A 21,022-nucleotide genomic window follows, 5' to 3' on the forward strand; every position below is an offset into this window, starting at 1 on the left:
AAAAAGCAAAATATGCAATGAATCGGTCGGAATACAGCAAGAGTAGGGTAGTTTTTGGAGTGAAAGGTTTGCTATAGTGACCATATGAAAGCGGATACAGGGAGTGATAGAGATGTTATTCACAGAAGAAAAGCTGATCAAACGCCAGGCCGAAGTGGAAAAGTATAGATATCTTAAGGTTCAGGAGCTTACTGAGTTCGCGTTCGCTGAGGATGAGGAAGGGGCTAACGGTGTGTACCCGGAGTCGGTGTCCTTTGATGGCATCATCAGGCTTCAGGAGCATTGGCGCGGGCGGGACCGTTACATCTGGCTGCGCACAGAGATCGTGCTGCCGCCTAGTCAGGCAGGCTTTAAAATTGCCGGCAGATTTGATTTTGGCAAAACAGGGGACTTCAATAACTCCGGCTTCGAATCGCTGCTGTTCGTGAACGGATCGCCTTATCAGGGCGTAGATAACAACCATAGAGAAGTAATCTTTGGCGATGAATGGGGCGGACAGACGGTAGAACTGTCCTTCCGGCTTTGGTCGGGACTTGAGGGCGGCGGAGTGCCCAGAATTCAGGAGCACCGGCTCAGCGAAGCGTTCATCGGCTATCTGGACGAGGGCATTGATGATCTGTTCTATATGTCGAAGGCGGCGCTCGACACCTTCCGTTACCTTGGCAGAGACCAGCCGGAGAAGCAGTGGCTGTTAAGAGCGCTGAATGAAGCCTTCCGTCTGATCGACTGGTCGGAGCCGGGTTCACCGGAGCATACCGCTTCGCTATATCAGGCAGGCGCAAGTCTGAATCAGGCGATAGAGGCGATGCCGCAGACTTTTGACGTAACGCTTACAGCTGTGGGCCATACCCATATTGATGTTGCCTGGCTGTGGCGGCTTAAAGCTACCCGTGAAAAGACAGCCCGTTCCTTCTCCACCGTACTGCGGCTGATGGAGGAGTTCCCGGAGTACCAGTTCCTGCAGACGCAGCCTCAATTGTACGCATATCTGGAACAGGATTATCCGGAGTTGTTCGGACGAATCACCGAGAAAGTGAAGGAAGGACGCTGGGAAGCAGAGGGAGCCATGTGGCTGGAGTCGGATTGTAATATCCCGTCCGGTGAGTCGCTGGTCCGCCAGATTATGCTGGGCAAACGCTATCTCCGTGAACAATTCGGCGTAGAGAGCAAGTACCTGTGGCTGCCGGATGTCTTTGGATACAGCTGGGCGTTGCCGCAGATTCTGCGCAAATCGGGCATCGACACGTTCATGACGACCAAAATCAGCTGGAATCAGTTCAACCGGATGCCGCATGACACCTTCTGGTGGCGGGGGATGGACGGCTCAGAGGTGCTGACGCATTTCATCACGACCTCCGAGAAGGATGGAGCTGAATACACATATAACGGACGGATGACGGCAGGGCTGCTGCGCGGAATCTGGAATTCCTATCAGGATAAGGAGATCAACGATCACCTGATGTTTGCATACGGCTGGGGTGACGGAGGCGGCGGGCCGACGCGGGAGATGCTGGAGCTTCGCCGGCGCTTCGACAAGCTTCCGGGCATTCCGAAGATTGAGATGGGCAGTGCCGGGGAGTATTTCACCGGACTGCATGAACGGATCGGGAAGGCGGAGGCGTTCGTACACACCTGGAACGGTGAACTGTATTTCGAATGCCACCGGGGCACGTACACCTCGCAAGCCCGCAACAAGAAATATAACCGCCGCCTGGAGCTGCTGCTGCGCGATGCTGAGTGGCTGCATACGCTGACGGGAGTAAGACAGGGGAATCTTGAAACTGCTTATCCTGCGGCTGAACTGACCGGGATCTGGGAGATTCTGCTGCGCAACCAGTTCCATGACATCATCCCCGGTTCGTCAATCGCTGAGGTCTACGAGGACAGTGATGCTGAGTATGCGGAAGGCGAAGCCCGCTCACTTGCTCTGATTAACGGTGTAGTCCATGAAAAGGATGACAGCAGGCTCACGCTGATGAACAGCTCGAACTGGAACCGCCCGCGTTATGCGCTGCTTGCTGTAGGTGCTGCAGATTCTGCACAGGTTCATGACGCTGACGGGAACCGGCTATGGCAGCAGCGGACAGCAGACGGGGAAGTATTGGTCTATGTTCCGTCTGTGCCTGCACTGGGCACGGCGGTGCTGAAGGTAGTACACGGACAAGCAGGCGAAGCCACCCAGGACGCACAGATTCCGCCGCTTGCAGCCGTATCCGGCAACACGCTGAGCACACCGCTTGTGGAAGTGGTGTGGAATGAGCAGGGGCATTTCACTTCAATGATCGACCGGAAGAGCGGCCGTGAGCTGCTGGCGCCAGGGCAGCGGGGGAATGTGCTACAGGTGTTCGAAGATAAGCCGCTGGATTTTGAAGCGTGGGATATCGATATTTTCTACCAGGAAAAGATGACTGAGATCACTCAGCTGACCGGATGTGAGCTGACCGAGAACGGCCCGCTGCGGGCGGTGCTGCGCTTGACCTGGACCTATCACCGCACAGCGGTTACCCAGGATATCATCTTCTACCGCGATACCGTGCGGATTGACTTCCGTACAGAACTCGACTGGCACGGACATAACCAGCTGCTGAAGGTGGCTTTCCCGGTGGATATTCATGCGCTGGAAGCTACCTATGATATTCAGTTCGGTAACGTGAAGCGTCCTACACACTGGAATACGAGCTGGGATTACGCCCGCTTCGAAACAGTAGGCCACCAGTGGGCGGATATCAGCGAGAAGGGGTATGGCATAGCGCTGCTGAATGACTGCAAATACGGATATGACATCAAGGACAGCGTGCTCCGGCTGACGCTGCTGAAATCGGCGGTTCATCCCGATCCGCAGCAGGATCAGGGGCACCATGAATTTACGTATGCCCTGTACCCGCATACCGGTGATTTCGTCGAAGGCAGGGTGGTCCAGGAGGCGTGGGAGCTGAATAATCCGCTTCGCAGTGTGGCAGGTGAGCTGGAAGGGCCCCCGCTGCTCTATATTGATGGTGAGCATGTGACAGTGGATGCTATCAAACGTTCGGAGGACGGCAAGGATGTGGTGCTGCGGCTGCATGAGTACGCCGGTTCCCGGACGCAGATAACTGTAGACAGTGCTTACTCTATAGCCTCCTGGCAGGAATGCAACCTGATGGAGGAGCCGCTGGGAGACTGGCAGGAAGCAGAGGAGCTGAGCTTCCAGGTGAAGCCGTATGAGATCAGAACGTTCAGAATCAAGCTGCGCGGGGCGCAGAGCTGAGAGGAGAGAGGCTAGGATGGGAGCAGGAGAGAAGCAAGCGGTGCCGGTTAGCTGTGTGAGCAAGGAAGAGGTTATGCAGAAGCTGGACCTGGTCACGAATAAGCTGCTGAAGCTGGGCCGGCCGGATAACGAAGCAGAATTGCAGAACCTGGGGGAAGACGCGGGACGCCGGGGGTATTTTGCCAGGGACTTCGGGATGGAAGAGTGGGATTGGCCGCAGGGTGTGGGGCTGTATGGCCTGCAAAAGCTTGACCGGCATTTCGGGGACGGCCGTTATGCGGAATACACCAAGCCGTGGATGGCCCGGCAGCTGGAGAAGGGACTACCCAGCCGGAATATTAATACGACTGCCCCGCTGCTCTCGCTGATGGAGCTGGAAGAGGCCGGAGAGCTGAGTCTCGAATGGATAGAATGGCTGATGCACGGCCTGCCGCGGACGCTGGAGCAAGGCTATCAGCATGTGACTACGGGGACTCAGAAGCATGAGGTCTCGCTCCATGAGAACGAGATCTGGATTGATACGCTGTTCATGGCGATTCTGTTCACTGCCAAAATGGGTGTGAAGTACGACAACCCGCAGTGGCGCGAGACCTCGCTGCATCAGTTGCTGCTGCATATTAAATATCTGTATGACAAAAAAAACGGCTTCTTCTTCCATGGCTGGCATTTTGCAGAGCGCCACAACTTCAGCGAAGCCTTCTGGTGCCGCGGCAACGGCTGGTTCGCGCTCGGTCTGCCGGAATATCTGGAGCTGATGCGGCCCTATCTGACAGACGGAGTCTTCAACTATCTCCAGCAGACATTGCAGGCCCAGGCCGAAGCCCTGCTCGCATGTCAGAGCGAGGACGGATTATGGCATACCCTGCTGGATGATCCCGGCAGCTATACCGAGACTTCGGGTTCGGCTGCGATTGCCGCAGGTATCCTGAACGGTGTGCGCCGGGGACTGCTCCCGGAGGCCTATAGCGAACCGGCTCTGCAGGCAATCCGTGCCATCCTGGACAGAATTGACGGCGAAGGCACAGTGCTCGGCGTGTCCGGCGGTACTCCCATCGGCGCAGCCAAGGAGGACTACAAAGGGATCATCATTGCCCCGATGGCCTACGGCCAGGCGATGGCGCTGGTCGCGCTGGGTGAAGCGCTGCATTACTGCTGAGGCGGGAGTCTAGACAGGGGCGAAGCGGTTGAGTGATAAGAATTGAACAAGCGGCAGCCATGGACGAATGATTCGTCTGAGGCTGCCGCTTGTCGTATTGTTGGGGGAACACATTTGGTGTTGGTGAGAGTGTGCGGCCGAATGTAATCGGAAAACCGATCACAATTGGTGTTGGCGAGAGTGTGTGGCCGAATGTAATCGGAAAACCGATCACAATTGGTGTTGGCGAGAGTGTGTGGCCGAATGTAATCGGAAAACCGATCACAATTGGTGTTGGCGAGAGCGTGTGGCCAAATGTAATCGGAAAACCGATCACATCAAGAATCCAAACCGTGGTCCTCATCGATACACCAATGGAATTCGTCAACAATGGCCATCACCAACCCGGTTATCGCACGCTCCAATGGCTCATCTATCTTAGTTGCCGGCAGGATGACCTCGACCAGATTCACCTCTTCAATCCCTTCCAGGGTGTAGTAAGCATAACTGCCATCCGAATTTGCGGAGATTCCCTTTACCCCGATATGCGCTCCATGGAGCGCCTTGGAGAAAGATAGAGGACCGATTTTTTCAAACCTCATCGTACTAATAAAAAACCGCTCCAGTACCTCCGTCCTTACAGTCTTGGCGTAGCCCGCAGAATGAATACTGATATAGTCATACACCTCACTCACCTCACGTATGCATATACTCAATCTTGCTTCTGTACAGATTTAGAATGCGCACCTGCTCCTCGCTGAGCTCCTCGAAGTTCCAATACATATGCATCAGGTTGTACTCAAACAGCTCTTTCAGTCTCATAAACAGCGGCAGCTGTCTGGACATCTCGGCGGAGAGGGAATGCTCTTCCTTATATCCGTCCGTGATTGCCTTAGTTATCGCACGCTTATAGTCTATGAGGTTCTGTCCGCCCGCAAACGAGAACTCCAGGGCAGAGTAGATAGACACCGCCAGATCATAGACGTAATAATGCCGCTCGCAATCCTGCCAGTCAATCATCGTCAGCGCAGAGTCACTGTCCACAAGCGTATTGTTCAGCCACAGGTCGCCGTGGATGATGCCGTAGTTCGCCTCATCCTTCGGCAGCATGCGGACCTGCTTGAGCACATCCTTCGCAATATCCCGTATGGCCCTCTCTTCTGCAGGAATAGACTTGAGAAAATCATATTCATCGTTATCATACCAATGCGGAATCGGCTGGGCCGCTTCAGAGTGCTGGTATTCTTTGCTCACCTGATGCATTCTGCCTATCTGCTGTCCAAGGGTTCTGAATATGGTTTTGTCCCATTTGGCCCGGGGCAAATGAATTCCGGCTGCTGCCTGGAACAAGACTACGCACTTCTCTTCTTCATTCATCAGCAGGGTGCTGACAACTGAATCCTGTATTGTAGGTATAACCTCAGGCACCCGTACGCCCCGATTGAACAGATAAGTAGTCCAGTTCACTTCAGCTAATTGTTCTTCATAGGTCTTATAATTCGTGATTCGGGCGAAGAATGTCCCCTTCTCCGAGTGGCAACGGTACATTTCATTGGTGACGGCCTCCATACTGGAGAGTTGAACCGGATAGGTATTATTGAGGAATTGCAATATTTGTGCTTGCATAAGATGCGTTACCTCCCGCGGTAATTTCTGCACTGCATTAACATTGGTGAAGCTGTTCCGTATCCGAGAATGACTTACAGATCTTGAGACAGTCGGATCATATCCACCACCTGCATCCCGTTCTCATAGATTTCTTCACTATAATGTCTGATGAAAAAGTCCCTGTCTATCCCGGTGATCCGGAAGCCGCATTTCTGATACAACGCAAGCTGGCCGATACTAGAGTTGCCTGTGCCGATCTCCAGCGTTTTGAATCTGAGCCGCTTAGCCTCCTGAATCGCGTGATTCACCAGTTGCTTCCCGATTCCCTGCCCCTGGAACTCCTCATTCACTGCAATATTGACCAGCTCGGCAGTCTCCGGTCTTGTAGGCAGTAACACATAGACTCCGACCACTTGTTGATCCGCCTCAGCAACGAAGCATTGCCCTCTTGCCACATAGTCTTCAACCAGCTTCGGGGAAGGGTCCGCCAATAAGAGTAATCCGGTTGGTGGTTGTTCACCCGTATGTAATGCTCTGATCTCCATTTCTTGCATTCGCTCCTTGTTCATTAATAGTTGCGAGGTTAAAGCCTTGAGAATGCGATGTAGTCAACAGGGGCAGGCTCTGCCGATTCCATACGAAGGGCCCGGTTGATCTGTCCCCGGTGATATTGCCCATGTAAAAGCACCTGCAGCAGGATGTCCCGGACGGAGGTCTGGAACGAGGTTCCATTTTGGCTGCTGTAGCTAATCATCTGATCCAGCACAGATTCTTCCAGCTTGCCGATATAGCTGCGGTATTGCTCAGCATTCTCTTCGAACAGTTGCCGGATTGTCGTCAGGTCTTCCGCTTCTTCCCATAATGCGTATTGTGTGCTGCCCTTACCCTGCAAGCGCGACAGCCAGACTTGCTCCGCCACCGCCACATGCCGCACCAGCTTCAGCAGCTCCGCGTCCTTCGTGTGACTCGCTTCAAGTGCATCCAAAATCCGTCCGTCCGCCCAGTACAGATGGTCCATCATGCGCAGGATTGTCTTCATTGGAGTTCCTCCTTAGAGTTTTTTAGCTTATTTCCACTCATTCAGCCTATACAGAAAAGCTATTTAGGTAAGCTCCATGAATGAATTAGGGTCCCGTTCTTTTCCAATTGGCTGTAACGTATAGCATTCCTGTTCTTGAGTTCATGAAACAACTGATAATAGTCCCGTTCCAAGGCTTCCCAATCGCTATAATGTCCATTCCCCGCCGATTCTCCGCTTGGACAGCTGACATTGGTCTCATTGTACAGGATGCCATGGGAAGTTTGCCATTCAGGCAGGATGTCCTTCCATTCTCCATATACATGCCCCCGCCACTGCTCCCCTAAAGCCGACCGTAACAGATTCTTATTCACAGGATCAACTCCCCTGAACATCTCCAGTCCGGCAGGACCAAGATCCATGAAGAGGTTCCCGCAATTGGAGCACTGGTAAGCGGATTTGAACAGTCTAGTGATTAAGGATCTAATCCTCATAGCAGCTTCTTCCTTATCCCGCGGTGTCGGACCCGATTTCTCAATAGCATCGTCAATCTCATCCATAAGATCATCCTGATCCTGGTCCGCAAGGAAGTATCCTTTATACTGCAAATAATCCGTATTGTCGTGGATTCGGTGTCCGCATTCACATCTGAAATTCATCGGCTCACCTCGCATCAGAACGCAGGCTTGCGTACCAGGAAAGCGCCTGTTGTTCCATCGAGCTCACAAATGCTTTTTTGGCCGGTCCGTACTGGCTGGTATCCTCGAAGTGATCCGCTAATTCTTGTTTGAACTGACTGTATCTTGCCGCTTCCGCCGGATGGGCTCTTAAATAATCTCTGAACACGAGATGCCGTTCAATCTGAGGGTTGTCTGCCTGATAACAATGAATATGATGCGTCCTTGCCTCTCCGCCCTTGCGGAATAGCCTTCTGCCGGGAATCCCCCAATCTCCGGCTACATCATATCCAAGCCCATTCATCTTATTGTTATAGGAGTCAATGTTGCTAATGTCTTTTACAATACACATCATATCAATGACGGGTTTAGCTTTTAAACCGGGTACTGAGGTGCTGCCAAAATGCTCAAAACGTACGATTTCATCCGCAAATATTGTAGTTAAAAACGAAGCTTCCTCTTGGTAACGGTTAACCCAGTCCGGATTATAATCGCTTAGTCTAACTTTCATGAAAAATCCTCCTACGATACAGTTACTACAGGATCATCCTCTGAGTTGATTGGAACATCGGTTTCGCTAGGCTGTAATGCTACATTTCGAGACACAGCACCCTTATGAAAATACTCCCGCGTTATCCTACTCATCGAGTATAGTGGCTAGAGTGACCGCCAGGATTATTGGAATTAACATTGCAATTGTGCTGATTATTATAGCGATCAAGGATTTCTTTCTATCAGCCTTCATTTGTTGCAAACTCAAAGCTATACTAATGATTCCAAAGACAACACCAATCAGCGACGAGATGAACATGCCTCCAGTTAAGGCGATGAAACTAAGAATAAGTGCTATATTCCTATTAGCTTTCATAAGTGATCTATCCTTCTCTTAGATGCTTCCGGCAACACCTTTAATTTCCAATCTGCTTTTCCCAATTAAATAGACGTAGGCTTGCTAGCCTAAGCGCTGGCTAACGAATTAACTGTTTTGAGAGAGTTCTTTGGTCAAATAATAGTGAGAGTAACTGCCGGCGTTATGTATCGTTCCGAACACTTCAAACCCTAGCTTTAAGTAAAAATCCAATGCCTGAAAGCTTAGGGTGTCTAATTTGATGAAATCACATTTTTTTCTTTAGCCATTTTTTCGGCTTCGAGCAGCAGTTTCTTTCCATATCCGAATTTCCTGTAGTCCTGTAACATAAGATGTATCGTTTGTGCCGGGCACTTTCACTATTTGTAATTGCATTTGGAGCACTCCTTCAAGCAAGAGTTAGGATAGCCTAAGTGTATCATTGAGTACCCGTATTTAGCTGTAAAGAACATTTAAAATTAAGCAATACTGCCCCTGCAACTAATCTAAGAGGGTCCGTCATGTGCAGGGTGTCTTCGTGCTAAGTTCCTACAGGTTCACCCTCTGCGTTGATGGGAACGACGGTTTCTCCAGACTGTAAAGCGAAATTTCGGCCCGCCTCACCCTTACAAAAGACCGCCTCCATAAATGCGGTTGCAGCTTCTGCGGTAACCGTATGAATGGGAACTGCGTGATGATCACCGTAATGAAGCGGAATATCCGAAAACGACATGTGCTGAGCCCCTTTTACCTGATAGAAATGGGCATTATTCAGAGAGTTGAAGGCATAGCGCTGCCCATCGATGTAATCGTATGCAATGATCTCATTCATAGATGCTGCCATCTCCCGGTACGCCGAAGCTTCTTGCCGCAGCAGCAAAACTGGAACAGAAGACTGTACGTCTTCGCGGCGTATGAGGTGAAAACTGGGATCGAGCAGGACAGCCGCCTTGATCCGGTGATCCTGCTTGGCGGCCTCCAGGGAGGCGGCACCTCCGAGCGAATGTCCCATGACAGCAACCTTATCCAGGTCGAACAGCCCGGCGAGCTCAGCATCATCGGAGCAGTTAAGCGTCTCAAGAATGTCCATAACTGCGTTTATGTATTGAACCCGGTTGAGGAGCAGACGGGACCAACTGGTGTAGTCGCTGCTTGCCAGCTCCGCCATTTCTGGTGCCTGCTTGAGATAGCTGCCATCTGGAAATACGGTGAAGACAGACTCATGCGGGGCGCTAATCGTAATTACCACGTAGTTTTTGGAGACTAACTTGGAAATCACTCCGAGATACATATCGCGTTCAACACCAAATCCAGGGGAGAAGAGGACGACGGGATACCCTCCCTGTTTTGGAGCTATGGCCCCGTTGGTTGTTACACTGGTAATATTCAAGTTGTCCAGATCCACGCCCATCTCTGTCAAAAGCTTAGCTGCCTCAGCCTGGCAAGGTGCGTACAGGTCGATACCCTTCACCGGTTCTCCCCCGATGGCTGGATGAAAAATACTAATAACGAGTCTGGAACTTCCTTCCAGAACCCTTATGAATCTCCCGATCATGTTAGCTCACCTTTCTTAATGGATATATATTCCTACTAAATAGACGCCCACTTGTCTGTTTGGTTGCGATGATTATCTCTTAATAAACTCAGTACCGAATCTACGACAGCTTGCGGATTATATAGTTGAATGGAATGCCAGCTGTCCTCTATCACGATCTGCCGGGTTTTTGCGGTTAACTGGAGGAGCTTCTTCTGCGCTTGTTGCCAATCCTCATTCTGCCTTCCGGCAGATAATAAGATGATTGGTAATTCCGGAACTAAAGGCTCTGACTCTATTAATTGGAGGGCACTTTCTATAGTGCAGAGAGATTCCAGATAGGCCGCTTTATACGCATTATTTCGATATCCGAGTGTATTCACTGTATGTTGAACTGGTGGAGGCAGCCGTTTGGCACCAATAGGTTGTTTTAATAGACGGGGCAACCCAATAGGGGATAAAAGATAACCCATTCTTAGTCGTCTCAGGTGCCGCAGCCGTTCTTCATATCTGATTTGATTAAAAGTGGATTCTATGAATCTTTGCTCATGTGTGGAGTCCACAAGAATAATCCCGGAGACCTCTTCAGGATACTTAGAAGCAAACAGCCGCATGATCATTCCGCCATAGGAGTGCCCTACAAGAATGTATGGGGGTTCTAATTCAAGCTGCGTCAATAATTCCCGCAAATCACGAACATAGCCTTCGCAAGTCGGCTCACTGATAGGTGTAGTGCTCCAACCGAAACCGGCCCGGTCATAGGAGAGGACCTTGGTATGCTTGGCTAATGCGGGTTGAACCAATGACCAATCCAGAGCACAACCACCCATTCCTGCTTCTAATAGAATCGTCGGAAGATTACTTGTGTTGCTGCCGGTAACCATCGCATGGAGATGATGTGAGCCAACTGAAATCTTTTCTCCTGGAGCTTTATATTTATACAGAAGGTATCTGGAAAGAGCCGCTTGAATCCCTGTGAATGGAAGTCCGATCAGAGAAATAATGACACGAAGCAGGCTTTCGGTAAAATTAATTTTGCTCATAAGTCACCTCATTTGCTGTTCTAGCTTAGATAATATAGGAATTCATGGGGTGTTAAAGAGAAATCTTACTGTATCTATTTCCTATTTTATTTCGGCTTACGCTTATCTGATCTTTTTGAGAAAAGATTTGCTTGAAGCTTTCCCGGGCATGAAGTATACTATTCTCGGGAAGGTTAAGCGCTTACCCTCTGAGGAGGATAAGCGAACATGGTTAAACCGATTGTAGTTGGCATTATCGGAGCGGGAAGAATTGGCCGCCTCCACGCAGATAATCTGCGTGCGATGCCGTCGTTCAAGCTGAAGTCCATAGCTGAAGCTATGATGAGTGAGGAATTGCTGGCCTGGGCAGAGAGCAGGGGGCTTGGCTCTGTTTTTGCTGCGGGTGAAGATATACTGAATGATCCTGAGATTGAAGCGGTGTTCATCTGCACGCCGACTGATTCGCATGCGTCCTGGATTGAGCGGGCTGCGCGCGCGGGCAAACATATTTTTTGTGAGAAGCCGATCAGCCTCTCCTCGGAAGAGACCCAGCGCGCTTTGCAGGCGGCAGAGGACGCTGGCGTGCTGCTGCAAGTCGGCTTCAACCGCCGGATGGACCCCAGCTTCCGCAAGCTGAAGCGGCTGGTTCAGTCCGGAGAGCTGGGGAATCCTCATATTGTGAAGATTACCTCACGTGACCCGCAGCCTCCCGGTGAAGCTTATGTACGTTCTTCCGGTGGGATGTTCATGGATATGACGATTCATGATTTCGATATGGCCCGTTATCTGGTAGGCAGTGAAGTGGCTGAGGTCTACACCCGGGGGGCGAACCTGATTGATCCGATGTTCGGCCGTTGCGGGGATGTGGACACCGCCGTCATTACACTGACGTTCGTGAACGGGGCGATCTGCGTGATCGACAACAGCCGGCAGGCTGTATATGGCTATGATCAACGGGTCGAGGTCTTCGGAACGCTGGGTTCGGCGACGGCAGACAACTGCCGCCCGACAACAGTGGAAGTATCCACCGCGACTTCGGTCACCCGCGATCAGCCGGAGCATTTCTTCCTGGAGCGCTATAACCAGGCATTCACGGAGGAGATTGCTGCGTTCGCCCGTTCCGTGCGGCTACAGGAGCCGGTGATCTGCAGCGGCCGTGACGGCGAAGCCGCACAGCTCATTGCTGAAGCTGCCAGAGAATCGTATCTGAGCGGACTTCCCGTCAAGCTGTCTGTAACTGCTGCGGAAGCAGGATTTTCTGAACTGCAGTCCTTGTAAGCGGATACAGATTCTGAAGACAGAGGAGGATGAACGAGGATGTCTGATCTACTGATTAAGGCCGGAGCGCCGGATAAGGATGGCTGTATCGCTGCGGTCAGCCCCGAGAGTGCCGGATGGAAGTATGTCGGGTTCGAGGTGTACCAATTGCAAGCCGGGGCTACCCTGGAGCGTGATAGCGAAGAGAATGAAGTCTGTTTGGTACTGCTGGCGGGCAAAGCAGATATAGAGGTGGATGGCGAGCGGTTCGCCGATATCGGCGGACGCATGTCAGTCTTTGAAGATATGGCTCCTTATGCTGTGTATGTTCCGGCGGGAGCGCATTATGAGGTTACTGCACTGACAGAGCTGGAGCTTGGAGTCTGTCTTGCTCCGGGAAGCGGCAAATATCCGGCACGGCTGATTACCCCGTCAGATGCGGCAATCGAGGATCGCGGCTATGGCAGTATGTCACGCAAGGTTGTTAATATCCTGCCTGAGCAGAGTGTGGCCGAGAGCCTGCTGGTGGTCGAGGTGCGCACGGGCGGCGGCAATTGGTCCAGCTATCCGCCGCACAAGCATGACCAGGATAACCTGCCGGCCGAATCCTATCTGGAGGAGACGTACTATCACCGGGTCAATCCCGCCCACGGTTTCGTGGTGCAGCGGGTCTATAATGATGACCGCAGCCTCGACGAGACTATTGCTGTTCCGGATAAGAGCATTGTGCTTGTGCCGGAGGGCTATCATCCTGTCTCAGCACCGCCGGGATATGATTCGTATTATCTTAACGTCATGGCCGGACCGGTGCGCACATGGGTATTCCACAATGATCCCGATCATGAGTGGCTGTTCAAGCCGGGACAGAGCGTGCCTGCGGCTGCGTCAGCAGCAGAGTGAATAGAGTCGATTAGGGTAGAAGGTTATCCAGCTTGGCAGACAAGTGAATGGATGATTATGGGGCTTCCGCGCAGCGGGAGCCTTTTTGAACTAGCTGGTCTGTAAAAGACACACATACCCGATAGATAGACAGCGTGGGAGGACTTCCTTATAATCGAAGGATAAGAAGGCATGAACGCAAAGGCGGGCTTAATAACGATGAAACCTACGATCTATGATGTGGCACGGGAAGCAGGCGTCTCTATCGCTACGGTGTCCAAGGTATTGAATAAAAGCGGCCGGATCAGCGACAAGACGCGGGAAAAGGTAGGGCGGGTCATGGAGGAGCTGAACTACCAGCCCAGTCTGGTAGCTTCTGCGTTGACCAGCCGCCGGACGGGTACCATCGGGCTGATGATCCCCGATATTGCCAATCCTTTTTTTGCGGAGACGGCCCGCGGTATCGAGGATTACGCTCAGGAGCAGGGCAGCGACTTAATCGTGTGCAGTACGGACCGCAGCGATGAGAAGGCGGCCCGGTACATCTCGCTCCTGCTGCGCAAACGGGTGGATGGCCTGATTATTGCCTCTCATACGGGGAATCCTGAGCTGATTCGCGGAATGGTGGCCGATCATGTGCCGCTCGTACTGTTCTCAGCCGATATCCGTATGCTGGAGGGCAACAGTGTCACCGTCGATGATTACAAGGGCGGCTATCAGGCTACAGAATATTTGCTGTCCCTCGGTCACCGCAGGCTGGGAGTGATCTCTGACAATCTGCCGGGGAGCAGGCTGCGGGTGGAGGGGTTCCTGGATGCGCTGAAGGCGGCCGGGATTTCTTTTGACAATCCGGCGAATATGATCCACACCTCGGCAACGCTGGAGAACGGGCGTACGGCAGCAGCAGAAATGTTGAACCAGGCACAGAACATACGCCCGACCGCCATCTTTGGCTGCAATGATCTGCTGGCGATCGGGGTGCTCAAGGAGGCGCGCAGTGCCGGCCTGTCCATTCCCCGCGACCTGTCCGTAGTAGGCTTCGACAATACGATGCTGGCCGAAATCTGCCATCCCTCGCTGACCAGTATCGCCCAGCCTCTGCGCGAGATGACCGAGCAGGCGATGCTTCTGCTGAATGAATCAATCAGTAACCCCACCAGCCCCAAGCGCAAAATCATGCTGATGCCCGAACTTGTCATCCGTCATTCGACGGGTCCGGTTCCGCACTAACCACACACTATCTATTCAAGACCTGTTCCGGCTGCGGCTGGGAGCGGGTCTTTTTTTGCGTGCTGTAGTGGGGGAAGAGCGAGATGTGTGGGGGAGTGTGCCGGAGGGATGCGAAAAACCGAATAGAATGGGGGGGGGGGCGAGTGCGTGCGGAATGTAAGCGAAAAACCGAATACAATGGGTATTGCGGGGGGCGTGCGTGCGGAATGTAAGCGAAAAACCGAATACAATTGGCTAGCCCAGTCTGCCCATTAAGCAACAACGTGTGCTAAGCCGGAGAACAAGTGGATTTACTACAGCTACTGGCGAACGATTGCCCGCCGGAGGAGCAGTAGTTGGAAAAATGGCACTTAAATAATCCCGACATCCACCTTGGCTGCAAAATCAATCACAGTAGTTGCTTTTTTTCCACTTGCTTGCTCCTAAGTATCAAAAAACGAGAAATTAAGCTGCGTTTTTCCACCTGTTTTTCCGGGGGGCGAGGTTCCCCTTCAATTCCTTCACCCTGATTTTTGAGATCGCTTTCAAATTGAGGATTGCCAAAAGCGAGCTTCTAAACTATACTAAAGTAGAAAATTAGGTTAAGCGCTTACCCTCTCCCCAAAAGAAATAGTGAAATAATCTGTTCCGAATGGCATCCGGATCTGCTTCAAACAGCATTCCTATCTGCTCCAAGTTGCATTTACAAGTAACTCAATGATCCAGCCAAGCTAACGATCAATATTCATTCATCACCAGCTCAACCATGGAAAAGATTAATCATTGAAATACTCAATCCACACGCCAAGCGACTCTTACAGCGGCATATCAAACTAACCTTTTGATTGTGCGATTTACATCTTGAGTTTCTAATTAACCTTCATTGCTCGATTCACATCTTCATTGTCCAATTCATGACGTTTTACAGCCATTCGTGTTACCGAACGAACTACCTTTTCCCTAGCTTGATCAAGGAGGCATCACTATGAACGGTTTACAGTTCGACCCTGACCGGCGGCTGGATGTAGTTGCTGTTGGCCGGTTGTGTATTGATTTGAACGCCAATGAGACCGGGCGGCCGATGGAAGAGACGATGACCTTCACCAAATATGTCGGCGGCTCTCCGGCCAATATTATCATTGGTGCAGCGCGGCTCGGCATGCGTACAGGCTTCATCGGCAAGCTGGCCGACGACCAGATGGGCAGGTTCATCCGCAGCTATCTGCGCAAGGATGGCATCGACGACAGCCAGGTCTGCGTGGACCGGACGGGTGCAGTGACGGGGCTGGCTTTTACCGAAATTAAGAGCCCGCAGGAGTGCAGCATTCTGATGTACCGCGACCATGTGGCCGATCTGCTGCTGAATACAGAGGAGATCTCGGAGGAGTACATCGCCAGCTCCAAGGCGCTGCTCATCTCCGGTACGGCGCTGGCCCAGAGCCCCTCCCGTGAAGCGGTGTTCCTGGCATTGGAATTTGCCCGCAAGCATAACGTGACCGTGTTCTTCGATCTCGATTACCGCCCTTATACCTGGACATCAGCCGCTGAAACGGCGGTCTACTATAATCTTGCTGCCGAGAAAAGCCACTGCATCATCGGCACGCGCGAAGAATTCGATATGATGGAGAATCTTTACAATCTGGCAGGCGCGGATGATCGGGCCACAGCAGCCCGCTGGTTCTCGCATCAGGCAGAGCTGGTGGTCATCAAGCACGGCGGCAGCGGCTCGATCGGCTATACAGCGGATGGGCAGAGCCACCGGAGCGGGATTTTCCCGGCAAAAGTGCTCAAGACGTTCGGTGCAGGCGATTCCTATGCGTCAGCCTTCATCCACAGTCTGATGAGCGGGCACAGTGTCAGTGAGGCGATGCGGCGCGGTAGTGCCTCGGCCTCGATTGTCATCTCCCGCCACAGCTGCTCCGATGCTATGCCAACCCTGGAGGAGCTGGAGGAATTCCTGCGAACCAACGAGGAGGTTACAGCAGGAGCGCAATAAGTAAGGTTAGTCAGCAGACTTTATATAGAACAGAAGGAGTGGACATAAATGACAGAGCAAACGGCACAAGTACTCAAAAATTATATCAACGGGCAATGGGTAGCAGCCGATACGGAGCAGACGGAGCCGGTAGTGAATCCGGCCACAGGCGAGCTGCTGGGCAGAACGCCTCTATCCGGCAGAGCCGATGTGGACCGGGCGGTGGCAGCGGCTAAGGCAGCTTTTGCAGGCTGGTCCGCAACACCGGTGCCGCGCAGAGCACGGATTCTGTTCAAATATCAGCAGCTGTTGGTCGAGAATTGGGAGAAGCTTGCGAAGATCATCACCCTGGAGAACGGTAAAAGCTTCAAAGAAGCCTACGGCGAGGTCCAGCGCGGCATTGAATGCGTAGAATTCGCAGCAGGTGCTCCGACACTGATGATGGGCCGGCAGCTGCCGGATATTGCGACTGGCATTGAGTCAGGCATGTACCGCTATCCGATTGGAGTGGTTGGCGGGATTACCCCGTTCAATTTCCCGATGATGGTGCCTTGCTGGATGTTCCCGCTGGCGATTGCCTGCGGCAACACCTTTGTGCTGAAGCCATCGGAGCGTACACCGCTGCTGGCGGCCCGCCTTGCGGAGCTGCTGGAGGAAGCCGGACTGCCTAACGGTGTGCTGAATGTGGTGAACGGCGCGCATGAGGTGGTGAACGGGCTGCTGGAGCACCCGGATGTGAAGGCGATTTCTTTTGTCGGATCGCAGCCGGTGGCGGAATATGTATACAAAAAAGGAACGGACCATCTGAAGCGTGTCCAGGCGCTAGCCGGAGCGAAGAACCACTCCATCGTACTGGCGGACGCGAACCTGGAGGCCTCGGCCTCCCAGATTGTGAATGCGGCCTTCGGCTCTGCCGGGGAACGCTGCATGGCCTGCTCGGTGGTAACGGTACAGGAGGAAGTCGCCGATGAGCTGATCTCGATCCTGCTGCGGGAGTGCAACAGCATGACCATCGGGAACGGTCTGGAGGAGGATACGTTCCTTGGGCCGGTGATCCGTCAAGGCCATAAAGAACGGACGGTTAGCTACATTGAACAGGGCATCGCCGAAGGCGCGAAGCTGCTCAGGGATGGCCGGGAGGATGCTGCGGTGCAGGGCGAGGGTTATTTCATCGGGCCTACGCTGTTCGACGGGGTGACGGAGGAGATGAAGATCTGGCAGGAGGAGATTTTTGCGCCGGTGCTGTCGGTGATCCGGGTGAAGGATGTGGCCGAGGCGGTGGAGATTGCGAATCGCTCGCGGTTTGCGAACGGAGCTTGTATCTTTACGAATGATGGCGGGAAAGTCCGCTATTTCCGCGAGAACATCGAGTCCGGCATGCTGGGTGTCAATGTGGGCGTACCGGCTCCGATGGCGTTCTTCCCGTTCTCGGGCTGGAAGGATTCGTTCTACGGCGATCTTCATGCGAACGGAAGCGACGGGGTAGAATTCTATACGCGCAAAAAAGTCGTCACTGCCCGCTGGCAGTAGACAAGGCGAAGGGAGGAACATGAAGTGGAACGTATCCGATTAACGACAGCGCAGGCGCTGGTTAAATTTCTGAATCAGCAGTATGTGGATTACGGCGGCGGGCCGGAACGCTTCGTGCACGGGGTATTCACCGTGTTCGGGCATGGCAATGTACTTGGATTGGGGCAGGCGCTGCAGGAGGCACCGGGAGAGCTGACGGTGTATCAGGGACGCAATGAGCAAGGGATGGTTCACGCGGCAACCGCGTTCGCCAAGCAGAGCCGCAGACGGAAGATTATGGCCTGTACGGCTTCAGTAGGGCCGGGGGCTGCTAATATGCTGACGGCTGCTGCAACAGCAACGGCGAATCAGATTCCTGTGCTGCTGCTGCCGGGAGATACCTTCGCTACCCGCCAGCCTGACCCGGTGCTCCAGCAGATGGAGCATACGTATAACTTGTCGATCACGGTCAATGACGCCTTCAAGGCGGTCAGCAAATACTGGGACCGTGTCACCCGGCCGGAGCAGCTGATGTCGGCCATGCTGAACGCGATGCGGGTACTGACGGATCCGGGAGATACCGGGGCGGTTACGATTGCGCTGCCGCAGGATGTGCAGGGCGAAGCCTGGGAGTATCCAGCTGATTTCTTCCGCAAGCGGATTCACCGGGTCATCGCCCGGCTGCCTCATCCACAGGAGATCGCGGCTGCGGCTGAGCTGATCGCCAGCAAGCAGCGGCCGCTGCTGGTCTGCGGCGGGGGTGTCCGGTATGGGGATGCCGGAGCGGCGCTGCGCGCTTTTGCCGAGAAATTCGCCATTCCGTTCGGAGAGACCCAGGCCGGCAAAAGCGCCGTAGCCAGCAGCTTCGAGTACAACCTCGGCGGCATCGGCGTCACCGGCAACGGCTGCGCGAATGCGCTGGCCCCGGAGGCCGATCTGGTGATCGGCGTCGGCACCCGGTTTACGGACTTCACCACCGCCTCGAAGAGTCTGTTCAGTCATCCTGAGGTGGAATTCCTGACGCTGAACGCCTCGCCATATCATGCGGCCAAGCTGGATGCGCTTGCGGTGGTCTGCGATGCTGCCGAAGGCTTGAACGCCTTAGCCGCAGCGCTGGAAGAGCGGGGATACCGCTCTGCGTATACGGATGAGATCGCCCAGGCGAAGAAATCGTGGGCTGCGGAGAGAGAACGCTTAGCTGGCGTGGAGTATCCGGCGAACACCGGCAACACAGGTGCGTTCACCCCGGAAGTAGCCGGACAGCTCGATGAGAAGCTCCCGGAATATGCAGAGGTGCTAGGTACTTCGCTGACCCAGACGCAGGTGTTGGGGATCATTAATGAAGCGATTCCGCAGGATGCGATTGTCATTGGAGCGGCGGGCAGTCTGCCGGGAGATATGCAGCGGATGTGGAACTCGGAGGTGCCGGATACCTATCATATGGAATATGGCTTCTCGTGTATGGGCTATGAGATTGCCGGGGCGCTGGGCATCAAGCTGGCTGAGCCGGGGCGTGAAGTCTACGCGTTGGTCGGGGACGGCAGCTACCAGATGCTGCATTCCGAGCTGGTAACCAGCTTGCAGGAGAACCGGAAGATCAACGTCCTTCTGCTGGATAATGCAGGCTTCGGCTGTATTAATAACCTGCAGATGGAGCAGGGAATGGACAGCATGGCCACAGAATTCCGCCACCGGGGTGCGGACGGCCAGCTCAGTGGTGAGCTGATGCAGATCGACTATGCGGCGAGTGCGGCCGGTTATGGGGTGCAGACCTTCCGCGCGTCTACAGCCCAGGAGCTTCGCACGGCCCTGGCGGCGGCCCGCCAATCGGAACGCTCCACGCTGATCGACATCAAAGTGCTGCCGAAGACGATGACCCATGGCTATGGAGCCTGGTGGAATGTCGGGGTTGCAGAAGTGTCCGGCAAGGAAGCGGTACAGGAGGCTTATGACCGGAAGCACAGCGGACTCAAGAAAGCCCGGAGCTACTAAGCGGGCGCTGCATGTGCGCGAACCAAGGCAGACGGCGCACAGTGGATCAAGGATTCTGCCATACTTGGGATTGTGGAAGGGGTAGAACATGAGCATGTTCAGAGACAATGCCGTCCGGCTGGCGATCGCTCCGATTGCCTGGACGAATGATGATATGCCTGAGCTGGGTGGCGGCAATACGTTTGAGCAATGCATCAGCGAGATGGCGCTTGCCGGATATGAGGGCAGCGAGGTGGGCAACAAGTATCCGCGTTCCCCGGAGCTTTTGCACAAGGCACTGGAACTGCGCGGTCTGAGTATCGCCAGTGCCTGGTTCAGCGCCTTCCTGACGGTGCGTCCGTATGAGGAGACAGCGAAAGCCTTCCGTGCGCACCGGGATTTCCTGCATGAGATGGGTGCGAAGGTCATTGTCGTATCCGAGCAGGGCCGGAGCATTCAAGGGCAGATGGATACGCCGCTGTTCGCTGACAAGCCGGTATTTACCGATAGCGAATGGACCACGCTCGCAGAGGGTCTTAGCGGGCTGGGACGGCTGGCGGCTGAGAAGGGCATGACGCTGGTCTATCACCATCACATGGGCACCGGGGTACAGACCGCAGCGGAGATTGCCCGGCTGATGGAGCTTACAGATCCTAATGAAGTCTCGCTGCTATACGATACGGGACATCTGGCCTTCTCCGGCGAGAATCCGCTGAACGTGCTGTGTGAGCATCTGCCGCGGATTAAGCATGTGCATCTGAAGGACATCCGCCCGGAGGTGGTCCAGAGGGTGAAGGCAGAGAAGCTAAGTTTCCTTCAGGCGGTAAAAGCGGGAGTCTTCACCGTACCGGGCGATGGCTGCATCGCATTCGGGGAGATTTTTGCCGAACTGGCCGCCTCGCCCTATACGGGATGGTTCGTTGTTGAAGCGGAGCAGGACCCGGCGCTTGCCGATCCGCTGGAATATGCGATCAAGGCGCGGCGGTATATCCGGGAAAATAGCGGTTTGTAGGACATCCGGGTGGCAGCCTATATGTCTGAAGGGCAGGAATATGCGGGGGTGCACAGCTGCGGCTGTGCGCGCTCCGTTTTTTCATGAAATCCATAGATCAGGTGGAAGCTACGGGCGGAGTT

The 21,022-nt window shown here is 53.6% G+C and carries 17 protein-coding genes and 1 pseudogene; 9 read left to right on the forward strand and 9 right to left on the reverse strand.

All coding sequences use genetic code 11. The annotated features are described in order from the left end of the window. The first annotated feature begins 112 nt into the window (after nucleotides 1-112). Both MKY86_RS06270 and MKY86_RS06275 read left to right on the forward strand, forming a co-directional pair. A complete protein-coding gene (locus tag MKY86_RS06270; protein ID WP_076076448.1) occupies nucleotides 113-3,247 on the forward strand; it encodes an alpha-mannosidase in 3,135 nt (1,044 codons plus the stop codon). Between the two features lie 16 nt (nucleotides 3,248-3,263). Further along, nucleotides 3,264-4,403 carry a glycoside hydrolase family 88/105 protein gene (locus MKY86_RS06275; RefSeq protein ID WP_076076445.1) on the forward strand — a complete coding sequence of 380 codons (1,140 nt, stop codon included), beginning with the start codon at nucleotides 3,264-3,266 and terminating at the stop codon, nucleotides 4,401-4,403. A 317-nt stretch (nucleotides 4,404-4,720) separates the two neighbouring features. On the opposite strand, the gene MKY86_RS06280 is transcribed toward MKY86_RS06275, so the two are convergent. The 9 genes and pseudogenes from MKY86_RS06280 to MKY86_RS06320 all read right to left on the reverse strand — a co-directional run bounded on the left by MKY86_RS06280 (nucleotide 4,721) and on the right by MKY86_RS06320 (nucleotide 11,109). Then, nucleotides 4,721-5,098, reverse strand: coding sequence for a hypothetical protein (locus MKY86_RS06280; RefSeq protein ID WP_340826648.1), 378 nt, complete (start codon nucleotides 5,096-5,098; stop codon nucleotides 4,721-4,723). After that, complete coding sequence (locus MKY86_RS06285) at nucleotides 5,079-6,008, reverse strand: phosphotransferase enzyme family protein (protein ID WP_076076443.1); 930 nt, start codon at nucleotides 6,006-6,008, stop codon at nucleotides 5,079-5,081. Before MKY86_RS06285 ends, MKY86_RS06280 begins: the two co-directional genes overlap by 20 nt. A gap of 74 nt (nucleotides 6,009-6,082) precedes the next feature. Beyond that, nucleotides 6,083-6,535: a GNAT family N-acetyltransferase gene (locus MKY86_RS06290; RefSeq protein WP_076076440.1), complete on the reverse strand. Its 453-nt coding sequence runs from the start codon at nucleotides 6,533-6,535 to the stop codon at nucleotides 6,083-6,085. Nucleotides 6,536-6,573: 38 nt separating this feature from the next. Continuing rightward, entirely contained in the window at nucleotides 6,574-7,029 is a 456-nt protein-coding gene (locus MKY86_RS06295) for a DinB family protein (protein WP_076076437.1), read from the reverse strand. Nucleotides 7,030-7,088: 59 nt separating this feature from the next. Beyond that, nucleotides 7,089-7,667: a hypothetical protein gene (locus MKY86_RS06300; protein WP_076076435.1), complete on the reverse strand. Its 579-nt coding sequence runs from the start codon at nucleotides 7,665-7,667 to the stop codon at nucleotides 7,089-7,091. A 4-nt stretch (nucleotides 7,668-7,671) separates the two neighbouring features. Then, complete coding sequence (locus MKY86_RS06305) at nucleotides 7,672-8,196, reverse strand: GrpB family protein (RefSeq protein WP_076076432.1); 525 nt, start codon at nucleotides 8,194-8,196, stop codon at nucleotides 7,672-7,674. A gap of 465 nt (nucleotides 8,197-8,661) precedes the next feature. Then, a pseudogene (locus MKY86_RS06310) lies at nucleotides 8,662-8,876 on the reverse strand (GNAT family N-acetyltransferase); the annotation flags it as partial. A 197-nt stretch (nucleotides 8,877-9,073) separates the two neighbouring features. Further along, entirely contained in the window at nucleotides 9,074-10,003 is a 930-nt protein-coding gene (locus MKY86_RS06315) for an alpha/beta hydrolase family protein (RefSeq protein ID WP_340826653.1), read from the reverse strand. Between the two features lie 119 nt (nucleotides 10,004-10,122). Continuing rightward, on the reverse strand, nucleotides 10,123-11,109 hold the full coding sequence (locus MKY86_RS06320; RefSeq protein WP_076076425.1) for an alpha/beta hydrolase: 987 nt from the start codon (nucleotides 11,107-11,109) through the stop codon (nucleotides 10,123-10,125). A 207-nt stretch (nucleotides 11,110-11,316) separates the two neighbouring features. Between MKY86_RS06320 and iolG the strand changes: the two genes are divergently transcribed. From iolG to iolE, 7 genes are all read left to right on the forward strand, one after another. Next, nucleotides 11,317-12,366 carry an inositol 2-dehydrogenase gene (gene iolG, locus MKY86_RS06325; protein WP_076076423.1) on the forward strand — a complete coding sequence of 350 codons (1,050 nt, stop codon included), beginning with the start codon at nucleotides 11,317-11,319 and terminating at the stop codon, nucleotides 12,364-12,366. A 39-nt stretch (nucleotides 12,367-12,405) separates the two neighbouring features. Beyond that, nucleotides 12,406-13,245, forward strand: a complete 840-nt coding sequence (gene iolB, locus MKY86_RS06330) for a 5-deoxy-glucuronate isomerase (protein ID WP_076076421.1) — start codon at nucleotides 12,406-12,408, stop codon at nucleotides 13,243-13,245. Nucleotides 13,246-13,443: 198 nt separating this feature from the next. Further along, nucleotides 13,444-14,454 carry a LacI family DNA-binding transcriptional regulator gene (locus MKY86_RS06335; RefSeq protein ID WP_076076418.1) on the forward strand — a complete coding sequence of 337 codons (1,011 nt, stop codon included), beginning with the start codon at nucleotides 13,444-13,446 and terminating at the stop codon, nucleotides 14,452-14,454. 964 nt (nucleotides 14,455-15,418) lie between these two features. Next, a complete protein-coding gene (iolC, locus tag MKY86_RS06340) occupies nucleotides 15,419-16,429 on the forward strand; it encodes a 5-dehydro-2-deoxygluconokinase (RefSeq protein ID WP_076076415.1) in 1,011 nt (336 codons plus the stop codon). Between the two features lie 48 nt (nucleotides 16,430-16,477). Next, a complete protein-coding gene (locus MKY86_RS06345; protein ID WP_076076413.1) occupies nucleotides 16,478-17,938 on the forward strand; it encodes a CoA-acylating methylmalonate-semialdehyde dehydrogenase in 1,461 nt (486 codons plus the stop codon). A gap of 24 nt (nucleotides 17,939-17,962) precedes the next feature. Beyond that, on the forward strand, nucleotides 17,963-19,909 hold the full coding sequence (gene iolD, locus MKY86_RS06350) for a 3D-(3,5/4)-trihydroxycyclohexane-1,2-dione acylhydrolase (decyclizing) (protein WP_076076410.1): 1,947 nt from the start codon (nucleotides 17,963-17,965) through the stop codon (nucleotides 19,907-19,909). A gap of 94 nt (nucleotides 19,910-20,003) precedes the next feature. Further along, complete coding sequence (iolE, locus tag MKY86_RS06355) at nucleotides 20,004-20,900, forward strand: myo-inosose-2 dehydratase (RefSeq protein WP_076076926.1); 897 nt, start codon at nucleotides 20,004-20,006, stop codon at nucleotides 20,898-20,900. Nucleotides 20,901-21,022 lie beyond the last annotated feature (122 nt).

This window comes from Paenibacillus sp. FSL R7-0333, from assembly GCF_038000365.1.
Classification (GTDB): domain Bacteria; phylum Bacillota; class Bacilli; order Paenibacillales; family Paenibacillaceae; genus Paenibacillus_AQ; species Paenibacillus_AQ silagei.